Source organism: Spirosoma flavum, from assembly GCF_042686045.1.
Taxonomy (GTDB): domain Bacteria; phylum Bacteroidota; class Bacteroidia; order Cytophagales; family Spirosomataceae; genus Spirosoma; species Spirosoma flavum.
The window spans coordinates 33415-55073 of the sequence record NZ_JBHUOM010000012.1 but is presented as its reverse complement, the minus strand read 5'-3'; the positions used below and the strand labels follow the sequence as shown (position 1 = coordinate 55073).

General features: G+C 46.3%; 21 protein-coding genes. 10 read left to right on the top strand and 11 right to left on the bottom strand.

Annotated features, from left to right (window positions below; genetic code table 11):
* The first annotated feature begins 17 nt into the window (after positions 1 to 17).
* Positions 18 to 968 (top strand): glycoside hydrolase family protein, encoded by a 951-nt coding sequence (locus ACFS25_RS14940; RefSeq protein ID WP_381502343.1) that lies wholly within the window; start codon positions 18 to 20, stop codon positions 966 to 968.
* A gap of 38 nt (positions 969 to 1006) precedes the next feature.
* On the opposite strand, the gene ACFS25_RS14935 is transcribed toward ACFS25_RS14940, so the two are convergent.
* From ACFS25_RS14935 to ACFS25_RS14905, 7 genes are all read right to left on the bottom strand, one after another.
* A complete protein-coding gene (locus ACFS25_RS14935; protein WP_381502341.1) occupies positions 1007 to 2635 on the bottom strand; it encodes an esterase/lipase family protein in 1629 nt (542 codons plus the stop codon).
* Between the two features lie 104 nt (positions 2636 to 2739).
* A complete protein-coding gene (locus ACFS25_RS14930) occupies positions 2740 to 4239 on the bottom strand; it encodes an amidohydrolase family protein (protein ID WP_381502338.1) in 1500 nt (499 codons plus the stop codon).
* 75 nt (positions 4240 to 4314) lie between these two features.
* Positions 4315 to 4926, bottom strand: a complete 612-nt coding sequence (locus ACFS25_RS14925; protein WP_381502335.1) for a glycoside hydrolase family 19 protein — start codon at positions 4924 to 4926, stop codon at positions 4315 to 4317.
* 316 nt (positions 4927 to 5242) lie between these two features.
* The gene (locus tag ACFS25_RS14920; protein ID WP_381502331.1) at positions 5243 to 6106 is read right to left on the bottom strand and encodes a hypothetical protein; all 864 of its coding nucleotides are present in this window, start codon (positions 6104 to 6106) and stop codon (positions 5243 to 5245) included.
* A gap of 6 nt (positions 6107 to 6112) precedes the next feature.
* Positions 6113 to 7771, bottom strand: a complete 1659-nt coding sequence (locus ACFS25_RS14915; protein WP_381502326.1) for a hypothetical protein — start codon at positions 7769 to 7771, stop codon at positions 6113 to 6115.
* 840 nt (positions 7772 to 8611) lie between these two features.
* Positions 8612 to 9502, bottom strand: a complete 891-nt coding sequence (locus ACFS25_RS14910; protein ID WP_381502323.1) for an NmrA family NAD(P)-binding protein — start codon at positions 9500 to 9502, stop codon at positions 8612 to 8614.
* A gap of 302 nt (positions 9503 to 9804) precedes the next feature.
* A complete protein-coding gene (locus tag ACFS25_RS14905; RefSeq protein ID WP_381502321.1) occupies positions 9805 to 9987 on the bottom strand; it encodes a DNA-binding protein in 183 nt (60 codons plus the stop codon).
* Between the two features lie 144 nt (positions 9988 to 10131).
* Between ACFS25_RS14905 and ACFS25_RS14900 the strand changes: the two genes are divergently transcribed.
* On the top strand, positions 10132 to 10533 hold the full coding sequence (locus ACFS25_RS14900; RefSeq protein WP_381502318.1) for a hypothetical protein: 402 nt from the start codon (positions 10132 to 10134) through the stop codon (positions 10531 to 10533).
* Between the two features lie 300 nt (positions 10534 to 10833).
* Here the strand turns inward: ACFS25_RS14900 and ACFS25_RS14895 are convergent, their stop codons facing one another.
* Positions 10834 to 11163 carry a hypothetical protein gene (locus ACFS25_RS14895; RefSeq protein WP_381502317.1) on the bottom strand — a complete coding sequence of 110 codons (330 nt, stop codon included), beginning with the start codon at positions 11161 to 11163 and terminating at the stop codon, positions 10834 to 10836.
* A 14-nt stretch (positions 11164 to 11177) separates the two neighbouring features.
* Positions 11178 to 11513, bottom strand: a complete 336-nt coding sequence (locus ACFS25_RS14890) for a hypothetical protein (protein WP_381502314.1) — start codon at positions 11511 to 11513, stop codon at positions 11178 to 11180.
* Positions 11514 to 12222: 709 nt separating this feature from the next.
* Between ACFS25_RS14890 and ACFS25_RS14885 the strand changes: the two genes are divergently transcribed.
* Positions 12223 to 12465 carry a hypothetical protein gene (locus ACFS25_RS14885; protein ID WP_381502311.1) on the top strand — a complete coding sequence of 81 codons (243 nt, stop codon included), beginning with the start codon at positions 12223 to 12225 and terminating at the stop codon, positions 12463 to 12465.
* A 491-nt stretch (positions 12466 to 12956) separates the two neighbouring features.
* Here the strand turns inward: ACFS25_RS14885 and ACFS25_RS14880 are convergent, their stop codons facing one another.
* The gene (locus ACFS25_RS14880) at positions 12957 to 13844 is read right to left on the bottom strand and encodes a dienelactone hydrolase family protein (RefSeq protein ID WP_381503078.1); all 888 of its coding nucleotides are present in this window, start codon (positions 13842 to 13844) and stop codon (positions 12957 to 12959) included.
* Between the two features lie 209 nt (positions 13845 to 14053).
* On the opposite strand from ACFS25_RS14880, the gene ACFS25_RS14875 reads away from it, so the two are divergent.
* Together ACFS25_RS14875 and ACFS25_RS14870 are read left to right on the top strand one after the other, a co-directional pair.
* Entirely contained in the window at positions 14054 to 14986 is a 933-nt protein-coding gene (locus ACFS25_RS14875; RefSeq protein WP_381502308.1) for an alpha/beta fold hydrolase, read from the top strand.
* A 343-nt stretch (positions 14987 to 15329) separates the two neighbouring features.
* Positions 15330 to 16988, top strand: a complete 1659-nt coding sequence (locus ACFS25_RS14870; protein ID WP_381502305.1) for a carboxylesterase/lipase family protein — start codon at positions 15330 to 15332, stop codon at positions 16986 to 16988.
* 128 nt (positions 16989 to 17116) lie between these two features.
* On the opposite strand, the gene ACFS25_RS14865 is transcribed toward ACFS25_RS14870, so the two are convergent.
* The gene (locus ACFS25_RS14865) at positions 17117 to 17503 is read right to left on the bottom strand and encodes a hypothetical protein (protein WP_381502302.1); all 387 of its coding nucleotides are present in this window, start codon (positions 17501 to 17503) and stop codon (positions 17117 to 17119) included.
* Positions 17504 to 18005: 502 nt separating this feature from the next.
* On the opposite strand from ACFS25_RS14865, the gene ACFS25_RS14860 reads away from it, so the two are divergent.
* The 5 genes from ACFS25_RS14860 to ACFS25_RS14840 all read left to right on the top strand — a co-directional run bounded on the left by ACFS25_RS14860 (position 18006) and on the right by ACFS25_RS14840 (position 21632).
* The gene (locus tag ACFS25_RS14860; RefSeq protein WP_381502300.1) at positions 18006 to 18359 is read left to right on the top strand and encodes a YtxH domain-containing protein; all 354 of its coding nucleotides are present in this window, start codon (positions 18006 to 18008) and stop codon (positions 18357 to 18359) included.
* Between the two features lie 273 nt (positions 18360 to 18632).
* Positions 18633 to 19673: a hypothetical protein gene (locus ACFS25_RS14855; RefSeq protein ID WP_381502297.1), complete on the top strand. Its 1041-nt coding sequence runs from the start codon at positions 18633 to 18635 to the stop codon at positions 19671 to 19673.
* A gap of 96 nt (positions 19674 to 19769) precedes the next feature.
* Positions 19770 to 20138 carry a hypothetical protein gene (locus ACFS25_RS14850; RefSeq protein WP_381502294.1) on the top strand — a complete coding sequence of 123 codons (369 nt, stop codon included), beginning with the start codon at positions 19770 to 19772 and terminating at the stop codon, positions 20136 to 20138.
* A 77-nt stretch (positions 20139 to 20215) separates the two neighbouring features.
* A complete protein-coding gene (locus tag ACFS25_RS14845) occupies positions 20216 to 20668 on the top strand; it encodes a YsnF/AvaK domain-containing protein (protein ID WP_381502290.1) in 453 nt (150 codons plus the stop codon).
* Positions 20669 to 20738: 70 nt separating this feature from the next.
* The gene (locus ACFS25_RS14840; protein WP_381502287.1) at positions 20739 to 21632 is read left to right on the top strand and encodes a DUF2382 domain-containing protein; all 894 of its coding nucleotides are present in this window, start codon (positions 20739 to 20741) and stop codon (positions 21630 to 21632) included.
* Positions 21633 to 21659 lie beyond the last annotated feature (27 nt).

Sequence of the window (21659 nt, the reverse complement as noted above, 5' to 3'; positions counted from 1 at the left end):
TATACGCCTGTAATCAGATGCTGAACGTGATCCGTACTGCTAGTTTATCTGCCCTTCTGTTCGCCTTCATTTTGGCTGGCGGGTGGACGTTTTTGGCTACAACGCCATTCTCAGTACCTACTGGTCCTGAATTTCCGAAGGAACTCACCGCTTTTACCCCCTACGCAACCAATCCGGTTTTCGCGGGTACCGGTACGGACACCTGGGATCAGAAAATTCGGGAAAGGGGTTACATTCTTCGCGAAAATGGAATGTATCATCTTTGGTACACAGGTTATCGGGAAGGCTTGAATGAGACCCGATCTTTGGGCTATGCTACGTCGGCAGATGGCCTAACCTGGACCCGATATAAAGGCAATCCTGTTCATCAGTCTACCTGGGTAGAAGACATGACGATGATCAAATCCGGTAGCACGTATTACATGTTTGCCGAGGGACAAAATGATGTGGCTCACCTACTTACTTCCACAGACCGGATTAAGTGGCAGGAGCAAGGTCCGCTCGACATCCGGTATGTTAACAATCAACCGCTCAGCAAAGGGCCTTATGGGACACCAACCATCTGGAAGGAGAAGGATGTGTGGTATCTCTTTTATGAACGGAAAGATCAGGCGGTTTGGCTGGCAACCTCCAAAGACTTGAAGGTGTGGACGAATGTGCAGGGCGAGCCGGTTCTGACGAAAGGGCCGACGGAGTATGATCGATATGCGGTGGCCATGAATCAGGTAATTCGCTACGAAGGATTTTATTACGCATACTATCACGCGTCGGCTTTTGCCGATTGGCACGAGTGGACAACCAACGTAGCGGTGTCGAACGACCTGATTCACTGGACGAAATACGCGGGCAATCCACTGGTCGGCGGAAATAAATCGAGTGGTATTGTGGTGAACGACGGCACCCAATTTCGGCTTTACACGATGCACCCAGCTGTAAATGTATTTTTACCAGCGGGTGGGCAGAAATAGAGGTTGCTACTCAGGAATGCCAGAAAACAGGTTCCAGTCTAATCTTCCTGCGTGATCGCTTTGTCAGGCCAGGACGTTGGAATCAGCCTTAGCACACCAGAAAGTGAATCTGCTTTACGCAAGGGTATTGAGAAACTATCATTTGTAAAAGGCGCATTTTGCCAGATTTTCCCCAGACTATTTTGGTTGACGGCAATATTATTGGTCGTATCGTCCACACCCGAAAGCCAGCTGTACTGAACAACATCAGCCGCCAAATCCCCACCCTCCCAGAACGTTTTAGCCTTGTCCGTATTAACCCGTATCTCTAACGTTTCACTATAAATAGGTCGCACGGGATATTCATGGTCCCACAACATGCCTTCTTTTATCTGGTTAGCAGCCACTCGCAGGGAAAGAAGGAAATTCAGCGTTGGGTCGCCAGGACGCGCTTTCTTGGAACTGAGAAAGGCCGTATGCAAAAAAACGGACAAAGGGTTGGCGGCTTGCTCTGCCGTAAACCGGTAGGCGTTTTCGCAGGGATCTTCACGTCGGTCATGTAAAAACACCGCCCCTGCTCCCCGAATAGCCAAGCGAAATTCCAGATTATAGTAGCCTTTATGTCCTACACTGTCTGGATTAGCAATGGTAAGTTCATCCAGTGAAATAGCTACTTTGGTGTCACCAAAAAGGAACCGTTGGATATTCTCGAACGACTGATAACTGTTGACGATTCCCTGATCACGGCTGCTGTGTGCCCGATGGACATTCGCGGTAAAAGCCCCTTCTATAAAGGCACGGTCCTGTTTAACCAAACCATCACTAAAATTGCCGGTAATTCGCTGTTGCTGCCCGCCGAGCACGTTATAAGCCGCATGGTTACTGCCAATAACACAAAAGCACCGGGCTACGGGAAATGACTTGTCGGCTTTGCTCGCTTTACTTATGTTACCCAAACTGTTCATTGGCTCATCTGGATCCAATTTCAGGTACTGGCGCATTTGTTGATCGTAAAACATGTTAGCACCTCCCGGGTTGAAGGTATTTACAATAAACGATTCCAAAAAATCCGGTACAATTCCAAACTCAATGCCGCCGTGGGGCGAACCCATCGTGACCAGCCGGTGAATTTTACTTTTTGGGTCGACACCCGATTCTGGGTACAAGTTCTGAATCAACGCGCGGCACACCAGACCACCCATGGAATGGGCAACGAGAATCACTTTGAAATCAGGACCCGACGCGTCAATATTACAAGCTTTGAAGGCCTCGGGGAGGGTTTGGTCGATGAGTGTTCTTAAATCCTTGGCATGCTCAATAATAGGCCGTACCCTGCCCGTCACGACATCTGTGTCGTAAAAACGGCTGACCCAGAGTGAGCGGGTCGGGTTGAATAATGGACGACCTATATTGATCGCATCCTGCATGGCTAATTCCAGCCCACCATGAGACGTATCGACATAGGCAAACTCCTTCATGAAGCGAATGAGCTGTCCTTCAAACAAATCAAGCGAGATTCGATCATCGATAGGTGCCTTTGGGTCTGGATTGGGTGCCTTGGGCCGCGACTCAACGGAGGTATCGGAATACCCATAATAAAGATCATGAAACGTATCTTCACGGTCTGTTTTAGTAGGTGCGTAACCGCGTACGTAAATAATGGGATAAAAAGGTGGCGTGAACGACATTAGAAAAGGATTTAGGAAAGTGTAATCAGTTTCCAGGAATAGTTTTATTAGTTAGCCGTGTTCATCCCTTACCATAGCTCTGCTGATTGACAACAGGAGAATCATCAGGCAATTGAACTTGGGGCCGAATGGTAATGACGTTGAATAAACTCCAGCGCGTTATCCTGCATAACCAGCCGTACGACCTCTTCGGCCTGAATTTGCTTATTGGCAGGCAAGGTTAACCGGTTTTCCGGATTGTCAGTTTGCAGGTAGTTGAAGGCATGTTTGAGCAGATAGTCATCAAGATCATCAAGCTCTTTAGCGGTCCAATACCCATTAATTGGGTCAATTAATCCATCGAAATCAGTGCCTAAAGCCTGAATATTCCAGGCAAAAAGACCGGATGCATCAAGAACTTCAGCAATGTGCTGAATCTGATACCAGACTAATCGTGCCCAATTAAAGAGAATGGTTCGTCGGCTAATGTTACCTTTGGCTGCGTTAAGGGCGCTTTTACTCCCTATCCGCCGTTCGTCGAGTTGTATACCAAAGATGCCCCCAGATCGGGCCAGTCGGATTAATTCGTCGTCGAAAAAATTTATATCATCCGTATTGAAGCGATCTCCCTGATCGGGGAAGGTTGGTTGCGTCGCTTCCGGATTTGGCCGCCCCGTTACGCAGCCATGACTAATAATAATCGGAATCGGGTCATTGGTAAACTGCTCATCCAGCAATTGGAAATACTCTAGCCGTGCTTTTCGGCTCATGTGCTTGATGTCAATCAAAATGCGTTTACCCGCCGTATTGTCCAGTAGTTTGAGTACTACTTCCCGACCCAAAGGACTGAAACCAGCATTAAGGTTTTCACTTTGGTCAGTCAGCTTAGCAACGATGCCTGCCAGACTGCGCGCATGGCCACAAAGCTCATTGTTGAAATGGTGAGCAAACGTCATGAAAAAAGGTCGGAAGCTCCAGTCTTTCACTGCCTGCGTATTGGCCAGTATCTCATCATGACGTTCAGCAGCGGGAGCAATTCGAGTGGAGTCGAGACCCGTATTAAAGACGTGAGCGCCTTCAATCGACAAAATTACCAGTAAACGTTGCTTCGTTTTGCCTAGATCATTCTGCCGTAATCCCCCATCGATATCATCCCAGTCTGTGGTGAGCGTGTATGTAAAATCCCCCTCCGGTAGCTTGACCGGACGATTTTGCCCATCCTGCAAAAACTTGTACTCCTGGGTCAAATCACCGAAATAGTCATCCTGATTCTGGATAGCATCAATCCGTTCCTGTCCTAACTGACTAACGAAGCGCCCAACCATGTCGGCCACAGCGCCCTGCCCTAGTTTATTGTTAAGAAAACCGCGTTCAAATGGATACAATGAATGGACAATAATTCGCACGTTACCCCGAATCTGAGCCGTATAGTCGGCCTGTTCGAAACGGGTGAGGCCAGTAAGTTCGTTAACAAACTTATCAATTAGGGTGGGGCGGTCGTCGAACCAAACACAATTAGCGTCTTTGGGATTGGTGCTATGTTTAAAGCTTTTAGTAAAACTTTTAGCGTAAGGACGAGCCGAGGGATGGCAATGTAAATCGATGAAAATTTCCTGAGAATTCATGCCTGCGAGGATCAGAAGTGGATAGGAGGGAATCGAATAATAAATACACTATGGTAGAAATGACTAACCCAACTGTTACAATTTCGCGGCAATGAGCACTTCGTCAAATCGTCGGGCAAGGTCGGCAATGGTCTGGGCTTTGTCAGAACCGTTGATGATAGCTCTTGCCTTCTCAAATTCCGGAGCTTTGCCCGTCGCGATAAACTGATCGAGTTTCTTCCCGGTAAACCATCCTTCTTTCATCCCCTGAATGGCAATTTGATAGGCTAATTGAGGCTGTTTTGCCTGGGCTGGTTCAGCTACAAGCTCCTGGCTGAAGCGTTTTCCGGCCATAGTGTAGTTTGCTCGTCCGGTTAATTGTACGTACCCCCGCCCATGAAATGTTGCCCCGTCACCATCCTGAATATTGCCCAGTATTTTGCCTGTTTTTGTTTGTGGACCATAGCGCTTATTAAAATAAATAGTCGAGCCAAATTCATCAATTGGTCGCATAGAGTGTTGAGTTTCCCACTTAAATGTGGCCAGACAGTAAGCTAATTGCCGACGATCCTGATCGGAGTCGTTAAATCGGTTATCCTGTTCAATTTGTCCGAGCAGAAATTCGAGGGCATCTACCAGATCCTGCGTCAGAGGACCAAAGCGACTTCGATACGAGTCGAAGAACTTTTTTCGATTAAACGTGATCATTTGTCGAAGAGTTTATGGTTTAAGAAATGCTGAAAAGATGGTGTTTTACCTAAAACTGTGGTCTAAAATGATGGAGAAAATACTGAACTATAGTAAAATAAATACGCTTACTTAGTCAACAATAAATTATAATAGTATATACAGAATATGACTAATAGTTTTATGGCTATACCTGTAGAATGTTATGTGGACTTAGTTGTTAAGCGTCTGCTTAATCACAGACGTAAATTTGGTAGTGAACCAACCCTAAAATCAATGGGGAAAATCCCCTTTTATTGTCTTTTTAAATGATAAAAACCCGTAACTACTTTATGGGTTAATTAAGTTTGATGATGATTCGACGATGCTTTTTCGTTTGACGAGCATTTCGAATAGCCTGTACTAGTGGATCTCGTTGAACGGAATCCAATTTAATGCCAAGCTTCGTTAAACGATCCTGAAGTGCTTGGTTCTTTTGTTCTAAATCACTTTTTAGTATTCCCATCTGCTTAATTATGTTTTTGGAATCTTGTTTAAGGGAATCTGCCACATAAGCGAGTTCTAAAATGCTGAATTCCTTTAGGAGATTATTTTTGCATAGCTCTACAAAATTGTAAGACTGATTATATATATTGATGCTCCCTTCATGAATGGACACATATCGGACTGGCTTTCGATATTGATCTGATCGCTGCGTAAGCGTGTACCAATTCACCAGGTTTCGGCTCTGATCGTGATACATATTAAGGCTATTGAGATAAGCCTGAAAAATAGAAGATATGCTCGACACTAAATGAGTACTGTCGAAGTGCACTTTGTTAGCTTCCAGTAAGGCGGTTAATGAATCTAACTTACATAAAAATTTGCCGTGTATATCTGCCTTAAGGTATTTGCGATCTTCATAATTGTCGGCAAGCCCACGTAATTGTTCCTTTATTTGATTATCGAAGTGATTTTTGATGAGTGTATCTAAATGATCAATAGTTTTCCGGGTAGAATTAACTGTTTTTGTAATCTCTAACCTCTGTGCCTTCAGTGACATCGTATTTCTGCCATATTTAAAGGTTGGCAGTTTAATTGATTTGGTGGGCTTATTCGATTTCAAGTAAGTCAAATTGCAGGGGCAGGCAGGGGGCTGTGCCGTTGCCAGCAGAGCACTTAGCAAAAGAATGATTAGAATGATTAGCGTCAGAAATTTCATGCCCGTTTAGTATTTCATATCGTTGAGATCACTACGGGTAGTTCCAGAAACTTTCTCTAGTTTTTTTGCGGTATCAGTTAGACTTTTAACTTGTTTATTAAGCTGTTCGAGTCTATTTGTAACTTCGTTCCCACCGAAATTACCCGTCGAATTAGTATTGGGTAGGGGTTCTACTACATTACCTACTAATTGAGGAAGATCTAAAAACCAATATGGATGATTTGAGCTTATGCTAGTCTCGTCGATCGTCCGGAAAAGCGGTAAAATCAATAAAACCGTCAGGGATATATAATATCGTAGGTTAATCAGTTCACGGTATTGTTTGGGAGGACTTTCTGACTTGGGCGAGCTGGTAGTTCGGACGAAAGCTTCATTGGCCAGGCGGATCACAAACCAGGTACAAAGTAATAAATTCAAAAATGTTGATAGGAAAAATAAGCCCTTAATACGGCTTATTTTTACCCACTGTGCTAATAATGAACGGCTTTGCTTATCAGCACTCTGCCGGATAACATCGGCTGATTCTACGAAATTATCAGCCAGTGGCATGAGTTGATTAGCCCGTAGGAGCTGCATAGTAGGCGTAAGGAGAATACTTGAATGCCGGAGTGATGGCTGGATAGAATCCAGCGATAAAGAATAACAATTCTGAAATAACGCAACCTGTTTCGATTGGTTAATCTTTTCCAAATAGGCGTCAAGTGGTCCACTATCTGTGTAACGGAGTAGTGAGTTGGAACCCGTTAATTCTTTTACTCTTTGGTAAGCAATTAAGAGCATACTTCGGAGTGAATCAGCGGATTTTAGCGGTAATGTTCGATCGATTAGCCGTTGCTGGCCCGTATCTGGTTTGATTCGGATAGCGATGTCATTGTAGTCTAATTGGCTGGCAGCTAATAGGTTTGCTTCGGTAGAAACGTCATTAAAGCATGTAGTGAAAGGATCGATCAGGCTAGCCTTGATTTCGTTTGCTGTTTTCTCCCACCTAAAGGGCATGTCAATACGTAACAAAGCATCTTTTGGTGAGTCAGTATTTTCAAATGCATTCCATAAATATGTCCCTTCGTGTTCGTAGAAAAAAGATAGCGTTGCAGCCGCGAAGAGACTTGAAGAAAGCAATAATCCCAGTAACCACTGCGTACAAATTTGTGAGGCAAAGCGGTTAAAATAAATTAATTTTCTGTTGGGGCACCAGATTAATCGCTTAAATAATAACCAGCTTAAATAACTCATTGAAATAGTAATCAATACATGAATAATAAACAGAGCCCCAATGAATATCGGTCCATGAAAAGGATTGCTCATCGCCTGCATCACCCACAGTCCAAATGCAATAAGTAATAAAAGTGTTATGATAGGAATATTCCTCAGTCGAGGTTGCCACTTTACTTGTCTGTATCCATTCTGAAAGGAAAGAAAATCTTCTTTGAATAGTAGATCATCAGGATGGTTTTTTTGCAGAAACCACCATGCCAACAACCCAAACATAAGTGGCCCAACAAAATAGACTATATTAACTGCATAAAATAATCTTATTTGTCCGATAATAGACGAACCAACTGTAGGTAGTAAATCGCTTACCGTACGAAAAACCAACGGAAATACAGACCCAAAAGTAAAACTACCCACTAGCACTGCCTGAAAGTAGTCCTTAATGTTATCCATAAAGTCATCAATCGAGGTCTGTGCCATACTATGTGAATGTTTTGGCGTGATTTGTCTAATTGAACCCGAAAACTGTTAACCTATTTGTGAAGTGACTAAGAGGACTTTACTCATCTTAGTCGTAGGAAAAGTGTTTTGTGGAAACAGTAATGTTTTAATTTTATCCATTTAATTAGCGAGTGTTTCCATCATATTGGCTGGTTATTATACTATATGAGATTAAATTACTGACATTATCGAAATGATACCCAGTAGATGAATTGCATGGGTAGTTTCAATAAACAATTAAGATCCTTGTTCTTTAAGATTATAAGGATGAATATATGAATGTATAATTATTGATGACAGTCTAAATGCTATATAAGGGTAAGGATTAAGCTTGCCAACTGGGCTGACGTCGTTTAACACCAAGACAATCCTTAGCTGACTAGAAGATTATTTTAATTGATGGAAAAGATATACACGGCAAAACTATTAGCAGATAGGGTTCTTATTAATCGGTATTAAAACTTGGCTGTATGTGGAGTATAAATACCGCTTCATCTTTGTAAAGTCTACATCCAGATTGTCTATTTTTTTGATATTACTTAAATACTCTATCTTTTATCTGCATCAAAAGTGGTATTCCTCTCTAGTTGGGGTCATTCACACATCAAAAATTGATTTCCGAGTCGTCTTTCCGTCAGTAATATCGCCGTTTCAAAGGGTAGGAGTAGATAACACAAAAGACCACATCCGATCGCTAATCAATTAGCGATCGGATGTGGTCTTTTGTGTAGGGCAATTGGAATCAGCATGGCTGATTCCAACATATATAAAGTTGCTTGTTCTGAACCTCAATCAACGCGCTGTCAGCACATCCCGCGCGCTTGTCCACTTCACATCCGGATATCGGTCGTTGTCGAGCGGTTCGTTTTGAACGCTGAACATGCTGTAGATATACTGGCTTCGTTGCCAGCTAGGGTAGACTTCCTGCTCGCCTTCGGGATGCGCAGCGCGCGTGCGTTGGTTATAGGCGGCCAGTTCCGCACGACTACCCAGGCGGACCAACTCAAAGGTGTCTTTTGTTATCTCTCCCGCCAGAGTTGCCAGCTCCCCAGCACTGATCTGAAAACTGGCAATGCGGAGAATCCTTGGAACGGATGGGTCCAGCGCTGCGGCTGCCGTAAACGCTGCGGTGTTGTCCATAGTCGTAAAATCCACTCGCCAGTCGGCACTCTCCCAATAGCCAACACGCTTCTTCTGGAAATCCAGCAGCGGAATGTTGTAGGTCAACAGTTCGGCAAATGCTCCATTGAGAATTGACGTTGCCGTGATTGATGTCTTCTTATCCAAATGCGCGTTAAATTCACGGCGCAAATCGAAGTTGCGGTTGTCGCCAACGGAAAGCTTGGTAAAGTCGCTCGAAAAATCGGATGGAATAAAACGGGGCACGCCTGCCGCCAGAGCCGCGTCGAGCAGAGCCGATTGAGTCTCGACGATTACATCACGCAAGCCCTGTAGCGCCGAGATGACGCAGGAAGCACCCTCACACGCCTGGCTCATTTGGGAAATATCTGCCATGTCGACTCGGATAACCTTCACCCCGCGTTGCTCAAGCTGTTCCACCTTATGGGTGTCGGTGCTGGAACGTACCAAAGCACGAACAGCGGCCCCTCGGTTGAGTAAAGCCGTAATAATACGTCCACCAAGATCGCCTGTCCCACCGGCTACTAAAATTGTTGTTGTCATAAAACACCTTTCATTTACAGGTTTCAAAAATTATAAATTAATCACCTCGGGGTTGACTACTATTCTTGATTAATGGTTGACAGAGAGATAATTACGTTGTTTAAAACGACAAGAAACGTTCTTTTGCCAAAACCCTCAACAAAGACATTGGTTTACTTTCGGTAAGCGTTTATAAAAAGTAGGTTAGGCGAACGAACTCAAATCAAGCATAGCAAATAGCCCATACTATTATTAATCGACTAGTGTCTATAACGTCAATACTAGAGAATGAGGTTTCCGATTGGATAAACCATTGAGCAGTACTAGCTTCGTTTAGCCTGATAAGCTCGTAAGATTTGTTCTCGAATTAATTCTGTTCTACCAATTCGTTCACTGGTTAATCGGCTTTGATCTAAATAGCTTCTCAACCGGCCAACCGTGATGTGCAATTCCAGGGCTGCTTCTGGAATAGTGTAAAATAATGTCCCCTGGATTGCTTTGGGCATGACTCAACTAACTTGAATGCTTCTCCTACCCAGTGAGATAGGTAGCTCAATAAGGTTTTGTTGATAAAGATTGTTCTGCTAGATTAACTAATTAAACATCCGTCTAATCTCATCGGTTTAACACGTAGCTAACCTCCCTACGTAATGAAAACGATCAATTCTGTAGCCTTGCTACTCTTCACCCTTCTGGCCCTTGGTTCATGTACGCCCAAAATGAACTTCTCTGCCTCCTCTATCGCGCCCGCTGCTACGGGCGACGTGAAAGTGAAAAAAGATAAAAACAAAAATTATCTTCTGCAGGTGAATGTCCGCAACTTGGCTGAACCACAAAAACTCAATCCAGCCAAAAATAAATACCTGGTTTGGATGGAATCTGATGATAACTCAGTCAGCAAATTAGGCCAGATTACCCCTTATTCCAAGATCTTGAAAGGGGAGTTGAAGGCTACCACAACGTCAAAACCTAACCAGGTTTTTATCACAGCTGAAGATAATGCGGATGGTCAATACCCGGATGGACAGATCGTCTTGACCACTAAAAAATGAGTGGCCCCGGACTAACTGGCCAGCAGGAGTCGAATTCGCCAGGCTACCTTACGGGATGATTAACAAAGCACTAATAATCCAGTGGTGACATGCTATGTCACCACTGGATTATGGGGACTCCTATTGCTACACTCATGTAAAGAAACACAAGCAAGAATAGCTGTGTACTCTACGTTTAGCCATTGCGGAGTATATTCTATATGCCTGTAAGAGTACATAAACCTACCGTTTTGTAGGGTTGTCGTACAGGCCTTTCAGTAAAAAAGCCAATGTGCCGTCAAGGAGTTGACCCGGAGGATGTTACGAATCGGCTCGAAGCAAGCGTTCAATTTCCGTAGCTCTGGCTTGCAGTCGCTCCAGAGTTGAGTTCCTCTCGCCAATTGACCCCGACGACGTACTTCCCTCACCAGCAGAAAAATAGATTAAATCAGCCTCACTTTGACTGTGGGCTAGATTATAAGCCTCAACTTGAGCCTGTGTCTGCGGATTGGGGTAAACCGGCAGTTCATCGGCAAAGACTTTAATGGTTGTGAACAGGGTCTCTATAGTTTCGTTGTCGGCAGTTGGCTCTAGCGTCAAAAATTCGCTGATGGCCTGATATAAATCCTGTTTAACGGTTTCGTTATCCATGTGCTTGAATTAGGTTAGGCGGTTGTAGGGGACAAGGTAGCTGGCCCATTGGTTTGTAATAGTTGGCAGATCTCAGCCGCCTTATGCTTCAACTGAATTAAGGCTTGTGCCTTTTCATCATGCTCAGATGATTCGCTAAATTGCTTGTATTCAGCAGACATGGTGGCCTGGACAAGCATAAACGCTTTAGTGTAGACCTCATTTTCTTCGGAGGTTGAACGATGCAGTTCGTCGAGTCGGTCTCTAATCGTTCTAAACTTATGTTTAACTACTTCTTCATTGTCAACTTTGAGTGGCATAAGTGCCGTAGTCTCAGCAACGATTTGCTGTTTAATATGCTCGTTTTCCATACTTGAGTAAAGCTTACTTACTTGAGAAAGACTCCTGTCTATTAACCCTAATTATTTGGTAAGGTTTGAACAGACTGACTGGCGAGTTGCAAGTGGCTCGATACGTTGCTTTAGTCGAAATGCGCTGATTAGGGACATGGCAACCAGGAAACAACAGAATTTGATCTTAAATAAATACGCTTATTGCGTCTGAGAACTGACCAAAGGCAGGTATAGTAGTGAAGTGGAGCCCATACATTGAACCAAAAAGTGGGAGGGAAAAATCAGCGTGATTGGGTGTACTATGGTAGCTGTAAACACCTAGATCGTCTTCACATTGACAATCAGATGACCGCTTGCACTAGCGATAATATCAACAAGCACACCATGACACTGTAAGAATTCGGGCAGCTTGTCGGTGATTTTCGTGCGTCTCAAAACCGGGATGCAACCCGGTACAGAATCGTCGAACCGTGCGGGACTTCATGTATAAAATTGTGAAGCCTGTAGTAGTCTATTTTGACTCTTTCGAAGGGGAAAATCGGTAGTCCTTAACCGGGCAATACGAACATAAAAAAGCTCGGTTCACTTATTAGACATTTATTGAAATAGTGCAGTTTCCAACTAAAAATAACCTCTATTTTACTTGAAGAGACGAATTAATAGTTAAGCCGTACTGTTTTTGTTATAGAGAATTGGGCCGAAGCATTACCTGATTTTTCTATTCAAAATGTTTGAGATTTTTGTCGGCGATGTGGTGTATTATGCCACGCCCGAGCAGACGTTAGCAAAAGATAAGATCAAAGCAATTTGCACTACGAAAGAAAGGGGAAAAAACAAGCACATTTATCTCCTTTACAATGGACTGGGTAAGCTGGAAGGTGAACTGTTTTTAAGCCTTAAGCGAGCCAAAGCCCATTTTGAGCGATGTAAGATTGAGGTTAGTATACCGAAAGGTCTTGAAACCGACTAATTAATCACCGGCCCCACTTGCCAGCTCGCAACGTGGGGCTTATCCTTTCCTCTGCTGTGCAGCCTTGATCGGTAATTGTCAACTATGCACCGATGAGAATGCTGTTTCCTGGTTCGTATTCACATTGTCTAAATCGATCCGACCCGCTATTAATTCCAGGCCCAGGCACAACATAAGATGGTTGAAACGGCAATAAATTCTTTGTTACTCAAGACTGTGTTTTCCTGATATGACAGACAGCTGGTCCCCAGTCGAACGATGCACTCCAAGAATACCTTTATAGTTGGGATCAACACGGTAAACACCTCCTCGGGTGATAAGCAGGTAAGCTAACACTCATATATGCCTTTTCTATATGTCACGATTCTGGAAGGTTAAAATCCGGTTAATGACTTTATCCTTTCAGAATCGTGACAATGCGCTTCGGAAGGCTACGTTTTTTCCATACCGACGTAGCAGCCAAGGCGTTGGGTGGGGCTACTATCTTGTCGTTAGGTTAATTTCTCAGTAAAAAAGTCAATGGTACGTTTCCAGGCCAGTTCGGCTGCTGCTTTGTCATAACGAGGGGTTGTATCATTATGAAAGCCATGGTTAGCATTAGGATATATATAAGCTGTGTATTCTTTATTATTCTGTTTTAAAGCCGCTTCATACGCTGGCCAACCCGCATTAACTCCTTTATCCAGTTCGCCATATTGCAATAGGAGGGGAGCCTTTATTTTAGGAACATCTTCGCTTGCTGGCTGACCGCCATAAAATGGAACGGCTGCCGATAAATCGGGAACTCGCACAGCCATCATATTGGCAATCCACCCGCCAAAGCAAAAACCGACAACACCCACTTTGCCAGTGCAGTCTTTGTTACTTTTTAGATAATCATAGCCAGCTATAAAATCTTCTAACATTTCATTTCTATCCCGTTTACTTTGCAGCGCACGGCCTTCATCGTCATTACCCGGATAGCCGCCCAAGGGGGTTAACGCATCCGGCGCAATCGAAATAAATCCGGCCAGAGCCGCTCTTCTAGCTACATCGGCAATGTAAGGATTCAACCCCCGGTTTTCATGAACCACGACAATACCTCCGAGTCTCTTTTTTGCATCCACCGGCATTGACACCAAGGCTTTGATGGTTCCGCCACCTTTTGGCGACTGATAGTTAACGTATTCTGATTTTAGGCGAGGATCATCTTCTTTAACTTGGATGGCACCCCGGTAATCGGGCATGAGAAAACCCATCAGTGACGCCACGGTGAAACCTCCCACAGCATATACAGATAGTTTTTGCACAAAGTCACGCCTGTCGATCCGGTTGTGTGCATAGTCATCATAGAGGTCAAACACTTCCTGTTTGATGTCTTCTTTCTTTATCTCATTCATGTTTGTCTGCATATATATTTACACGCTAAATTTAAACAAATCCTCCTTTACCCGTCGGTTAAACCGAGCGCCTGAACAATTTTGTATTGTTGTCGGTCACTATCTTTCAGTTCCGCGCACCGCCGGTGTAGCCGTTCGAGCTCGGATGGTTTGTAAGTTGCCATCACACTAAGAGGAGATGTCTTTACAAGCCTACTCACGAATCAATAATGGAGAATAAACCACTGACGCTCATCGACACTGACCCAAGGGTATTAGCTGCCCGTAAAGCCGAAAAAGAGCTGTTCGATTTTTATGGATTACAGGCGAAAGACCACTATGTCCTTCTGCCAGAGCAGGGTATACGTGTACGGGTATCAGAAATAGGCAGTGGCGAACCCTTGGTCATTGTGCCCGGCAACACCGGCGACGTCTTTCCGCTGGCGTCCTTACTGGCAGAGTTTAAAGGCAGACGTATTATCGCCATCAATCGCCCTGGTGGTGGTTTGAGCGAAGGGATAGATCATACCACGGTTGATATCCGGCAATTTGCCGTGAACACGCTCGATACCGTTCTGGAAGCTCTTAAACTCGAACATGTTGATGTTGTCGCTCATTCCATGGGTGCCCATTGGAGCCTGTGGCTGGCGATGGACCGCCCTAGGCGGGTTCGCACGCTAACACTGTTGGGTAATCCCGGCAACGTAATGAAGGGTCGGCCACCGTTGCTGATAAGGCTCATCAGTAAGCCCCCGCTTAACCAGCTCCTGTTTCGACTGTTACTGTCTTCGGATAAAGATAAAGCGCTCCGGTCGCTTAAAGCGATGGGACACAGCGATGAAATGCTTGCCCGGCTTCCTAAGGCCCTTGGCGACTGCTATTATTATTTCCGTCAATTGCCTCACTATCGCATCTCATTTATGACCCTGTTGGAAAACGTAGCGCCCAAAATAGAGGCTAAACAGCTTAACATGGTTTCACAACCTGCAATGCTACTATTGGGTACCAAAGATACCTTTGCCTCTGTTAAAACAGGCAAGAGCATTGTGTCAGCACTTCCTACCGGCGTGTTCCATGCAATTGATGGAGCCGGACATCTGCCCTGGCTGGAAAACCCTGAAGAATGCGGTCGCCTAATTAAGGACTTCCTTGAAAGCTACTAAAGTCCAATCGCTAGTCTAGCAATTATAAATGGTTGAGCCTTATTTATATTCTGGTGTGACCCCATCGGGACGGTCGGCCGTTGCCGTCACACCAAAATATAATCCGGTTCAACGCTTCACTGAATTTATTCCTGCTCCGTAGACAAAATTTCCTCTCCTGCTTAAGTTAACGGTACTAAACCTCCGTAGTAGCCCACTGGGGCACTCACGTTATCCGTGAGCCGACTTGTTGATAATCAGCAATAAATCTATTGGTTAGGAATAGTAAAAACGCCCCATTATGCCCCTTTTAAAGCAAACTCATTCGTTGAGATTCTCTGTACCCTTTAACAAATAGTCGAAGATGAAACCGTCAAGACGAAATTTCTTACAATCACTGGGCGTCGGCGTAGCCAGTTTGGGTGTATCTCACCAATCTACCGCTGTTGGGTTGAAACCGCCAAAAACGGCAAAGCCAGCAGGAGACGGGCAGGTTTTATTAGTAGGAGACAAAATAGCTGTTGCCAATACGGAACATGGAAAAGTCAGGGGGTTTATCCTTCGCGACATTCACCAATTTTTAGGCATACCCTACGGAGCCGATACCTCGGGAAAGAATCGGTTCATGCCCCCGCAAAAACCCACACCGTGGGCCGAGATTCGTCCCGCCCTTTGGTGGGGAAACTCCGCTCCCCAGATCATGGAAAAACGGTATGCCAATCCCTATGCCTCATTTGTGGACCATTGGAACTATGACGATGTGTCAGAAGACTGTCTGAAATTAAATGTGTGGACACCTGCCCTGGATACTCAAAAAAGGCCGGTAATCGTCTGGCTACACGGGGGCGGATTCGTCAATGGGAATGCGATAGAACAGGATGGGTATCATGGCGAAAACGTTTCCCGCCTGGGTAATGTCGTTTTCTGTTCGATCAATCACCGACTCGGTTCTCTGGGCTATAGTGATCTTAAAGCAGCCGGTGGCCATGCGGCATCGGGTAATGTGGGCAATCTGGATATGGTGGCGGCCCTCGAATGGGTCAAAAACAATATTGCCAGTTTTGGCGGAGACCCGAATAACGTAACCATCATTGGTCAGTCTGGGGGAGGAGCTAAAGTGACCACCCTGATGAACATGCCATCCGCTAAAGGACTGTTTCATAAGGCGGTTGCATTGAGCGGCAGCTCCCTTACTGGGGTAAATAAGGAATATGCTGAAAAATTGGGGCTGAAAGTCATGGAGGAGGCTGGTTTAAAGCCCGGAGACATTGATAAACTCCAACAGATTCCATGGCGGGAGTACATCGACATCGCCAATAGAGCTGTCGAGAAAATGGCCGACGAAGCTAAAAAGATGGGTATCCAACGGGGAGGCTATTCGCCCGTAGCTGACGGAACGTACCTGAACCTGGGCACGTTTTTCACGGACCCGAATCACTTTTCGGCCAACATCCCTCTGATGATCTGCTCCACGTTTCATGAGCAAAACCCCGATAGGACCGATGCTGCCTTAGAAAGCATTTCATTGGCCGAAGTAAAAGAAAAAATCAAACCACGTTTTGGTGATAAGACCAGCGACATCGTGGATGCGTATGCCAGAAATTTTCCGAAGGCTCGTCCTATCGAGATCTGGGCGTTAATTGTTTCCAACCGTAAGAATGCCGTTGCTACCGCCGATGCGAAGGTATCAGGACAAAAAGCCCCCGTATATGTAGCTTGGTTTGGCTGGCAGCCCCCGCTGTTTGATGGACGGATGCGGGCCTTCCATTGCGATGATATCTGTTTCTGGTTTTATAACACCGATTTGATGCTGACCCATACGGGCGGAGGCAAACGGCCCCGAGCGTTGTCGGAAAAGATGGCAGGGTCCTTTCTTAATTTTGTTAAAACCGGCAATCCAAACGGGGGCGGTTTACCCACCTGGAAACCGTATACGGTCCAAAACGGGGAAACCATGATTCTGGATGATACCTCCGTTCTGGTCAATGATCCAGACCGAGAGGCCCGCAAAGCCCTGACATAAACGTCAGAAATAGCCTCTATAATAACCGTAAAAGCAACTATATCGTCAGGGTTTGTCTTCGACCATTGACGATATAGTTGCTTTGAAATGGGTAGTCGGCGATGTATTAGCCGCATGCCTACCATCCATTATTGATTACTACTCAAATAGGTTTTGTTCCCGTTCTTGTTAATGTAGTACTTGCCCCCATGCTCACCTGTATGGACGACTTCCCCGTTGGGACCTTTCAGCGATTTAACAACCGGGGCAGAATAGTCAGCCGACGTAGCCTTTTCCTCCTTCATCGAGCCCGCACGCTGGTTCGGCTCTGCCTGATTCCCGTTTATCGTAGCCGTGGTCCCGGAAGCATCCTGGTTTGCCCCTTTTATCACCTTCTTATCTGCTTTGGCGGCCCGGGCCTTAGCCATCCGCTCAGGAACCGGCATCTTCTCAGGAGAGGGTCCTGTCTGGGCCAGTACGCTGAAGGAGATCAGTAAACTAGCTAGAAAATTAAACCACAGCATCGGCTTTTTCATCAGTCGTTCAGGTTTTAGAATCAAATTAAACGTTGTCAGTAGATGTAGTATTTTCTGGGGATCATCGAGTGGTTAAAACAATCATCAATGTATACGCTATATAACGCGAGGGATATTTCAACCACTTGATCACATAGATTCGCCAAAACCAGTACCCTGGCGGGGTATCCTCATCAGTCAACACTAGCTGATGTACCCATATACAAGGGTACTTACTGCCCAGGAACTCCGTCAGCAATGAGCTGGTTAGTTCCGTCATTTTGGGTACCATACCCCCCTAAACTCGCCTGTTTATCTAACGGTCGTTGATTACACTTGTTTATTAATTCTTCTTTGTGACCTATCAACTCCCCACTACTGGGGTCATATGACCCCGTGTCTACAAGAAAAGAATTGAGTCGTTTTTCGCCACTAAATAGACCATTGTCTGCTTTGGGCATTTTTCCTTGATGGCACGGTTTTGACGAAGTCAGTTGTAGAAATCACGAAGCTAGGTTAAAACATGAAAGGATTTTTGACAGGAATCGTCACGGGATTAGCCATTGGCTACCTGACCGCTCCCCGCTCGGGCAAAGATACCCGCAGCCAGTTGACCGAAGCCGCCACCCAGCAGACTAAAGGGTTGAAAGAGCAGTGGAATAAAACGGTCGCGCGGGGCAAGCAGATGGTTGACGATGTAAAGACAAATTCCGGCCTGTTCAAGTCCCAACCAAATTTATTTGCTGATATACAGTCCGGCAAACTGGACAAGTATATGAATGAAGCAGACATAGCCCGCCGAAAGCTTAAGGAAGGCTACAACGATAAAGTGGCTGAATCGGCAGAGGCCATCAAAGCAGATGTGACGAAGGCGTAAAATGCCTTGACGCGCTAACAAGTGCGTTTTTACTCAACGGTATAAAAAGCTGTTTTGTCGTGAATCTGGTGGTCACCGTTGACAATAGCCAGACCATTTACCTTTCTTATGGAAAGATCAACAAACCAACAACAGGTCGTATCAGCTCTAAAGTTGATCAACCTGATTGACAATCTATCCGCATGGATAGGCTCGTTACGAATGTATAAATACAAGTAAGGCATGGAAAATCTTGCCTATTCTAATTCGACAAAAGTTAACTCAACCAAGGTTATGGAACGTACGAAGACTACTGTTTACGAAGACCGCCCGGCGCGGATGGATTTTATGAAACGCATCTCCTGGAGTGCCGTTTTCGCGGGTGTATTAGTCGCCATTGTCACCCAGATGCTGCTTACCTTGTTGGGCCTTGGCATCGGCCTGGGCACAATTGACCCGCTTCAGGAGCGTAACCCGACCGCAGGCTTAGGCATCGGCAGTGCCATCTGGTACATTATCAGCAGTTTGCTATCCCTGTTTGTAGGTGGCTGGATTGCTGGTCGGCTGGCCAGTGCGCCCCGGCTATTTGATGGAATTATTCACGGCGTGCTGACTTGGTGTTTGGTTACCTTACTCACCATCTATCTGTTGACGACCACACTGGGTAGCCTGATTGGTGGGGCCGGAAAACTGGTCGGTGGTCTGGTTAGTACCGCCGGATCGGCAGTGGCTTCGGCGGCTCCAGGAATTGGTAATGCGGTTCAGGGCCAATTGAAGGCCAATGGGATCGACACGGATAACCTGGATCTGAACGATCTGAAAGGACAAGTTAACCAGATTCTGCGTCAGACGGGTGATCCAAAATTGAATCCTAATACGCTGAAGAACAAAGCGGACAACGCCGTTAATCAGGCCAGCAACACCGCCGAACGCGCAGCCTCGAACCCTCAGGCCGCCGATGAAATGGCCAATGGCTTTTTCAGCCGACTTTTCAAGCAGGGGCAGTCTACGGTCAACGCGGTGGACCGCCAAGACGCTGTCAATGTCGTGATGAAGCAAACAGGCAAAAGCCGGGCTGAAGCTGAACAGACAGTGGACGGCTGGATTAAGACCTACCAGCAGGCTAGCGCCAAATTTGAACAAGCTAAGAAAGACGCCGAAGTGAAGGCCCGTCAATTGGCAGACGATGCCGCTTCCGCAGCCTCTAAAGCGGCCATCTTTGGCTTCCTGGGCTTACTTATTGGGGTGTTCGCTTCAGGCTACGGGGCCAAGATGGGCACCGACTCTAAGGACGATTACACGACGTATGATCGCCCGGTTGGGGCTGTCCGATAGCAACAACCAGTCTAGCGAGCCGGTTTTGCCCGGCTCGCTAGACTCCCTCAAATAGTTTACTTGGAACCCTTACGTATACGTAGATAAATTTGACAAATGCTATCGCTCGCTGATACGACCGACTTACTCGACCAGACGACCACTCACTTGATGGGCGAGTCGGGGCCCCTAACGCCACAGGCCGGTATTGCCCTGATCGAGTCGTGGCTTGAGCCACTTCAGGGAGCTGAAAACACCAGGCCACTCGCCAATCAGTTGGCCGCTCTCAACGCGTTACTGCAAGCCAAACCCGTTAACGGAGAATCGGTACGGGAGGCTATAGTTCCCCTGACGGAACAACTTTCGTTATTGGCCACGGACATGGGTGGGGAAGGAGAAATGCCTTCCTTACTGGAAGCGCTGTCGATGGCACTCCGACAGGCGGCTGATAGTTCGAAGGCGGACATGGCTGAGTCCGGAGAGTAGAGGGTCCTAAAATTACAAACCCAATATAGTCGGCTTATCATGGTTAACGTATAGCGCTGACCGTTACATTTATTCCTATGAATCCCTTAGATGAATTTGGTCCATCGACACACGGTCCGTTCGCTGGCTCAACCGACCCTGAATCGCCCGAAATAGTGCGTATTCCTCTGATTGAAGAGCAGCTACAGGTAACTACTCAGCTAGTTGAAACAGGCCGGGTAACTCTCAGCAAAACGGTGCACGAAACCGAGCAGACCGTAACTGTTCCCCTATGGCATGAGGAATATACCGTCGAGCGGATGGCGCTCAATCAATACGTGGACGAAGTGCCCGCTACCCGCCAGGAAGGCGACACGACAATTTATTCCGTCGTGAAAGAAGTGCTGGTGGTGGAAAAGCGGTTGGTACTGATCGAAGAAATTCGGGTAACCCGCCAGCAAACCCAAACTGACGAGACCCAGACCGTCCGGCTGCGCCGGGAAGACATCACGGTCGAGCGAACGTCAACTACTCCTGAACGTCCGACCTAGTCAATAGGTCTTCGTTATAGATCAATCAATTCAGTCCTAATGCAAATCCCAGTAAAACCCAAAACAAACCATGGCACAAACAGTAATCGGCATTTTCGATAATGCCTCCGAGGCTCAACAAGCCGTTGACCAGTTAATCAGTAAGGGCTTTAGCCGCAGCAACATCGATCTGTCGGCGGGCATGAGCAGCAATGCCACTAGCTCGGATGAGCTAATCCCGGATCGACACGTCAACAGCTCGGGCACCCGGACCGAAGAGTTGGTCGATGACACTAAAGATGTTGGCAGCGGGATCGGTAGTTTCTTCAGCTCGCTGTTTGGCAGCGATGACGACGAGGATACCAAAAAGTATTCAACTGTAGGCAACCGAGGCTCCATTGTAACGGTTCATGCCGACTCTGATGAGCAGGCTGAACAGGCCGCTGACATCCTCGATGAAGCCGGTGCGGTCAATGTGGACGAACGGGCCGCCGAGTATGGGTATGGCAGCACCGCACCAACTTCAATGATGGATACAACAGCTCCCGTAACAGGAACTGATAGCGACCAAACCCTGAAGGTGATCGAAGAAAATCTGGAAGTTGGCAAGCGTACGGTTGAAACGGGTGGCGTGCGTCTGCGCAGCCGCATCGTGGCCAAGCCTGTTGAAGAGAGTATTCGGTTACGGGAAGAGCGGGTTACGGTCAACCGCACACCTGTGAACCGACCCGCTACGGCGGCTGATCTGAATGCCTTTCAGGATGGACAGATTGAGTTGACCGAACACGCCGAAGTGCCGGTGGTATCTAAAACGGCAAATGTGGTGGAAGAAATCTCGGTTGGCAAAGCCGTCACTGAGCGCGAGGAAGTCATTCGGGATACGGTCCGTAAAACGGAAGTGGATGTGGAGAATCTGGGCACTACGGAGCCCACAATTCGTCCCGCCGGAACGGACTCCAATGAGGTGACTTACTCGACCAAGTAAGCCGAGCTGTTTCTGCTGGCTGGGGTA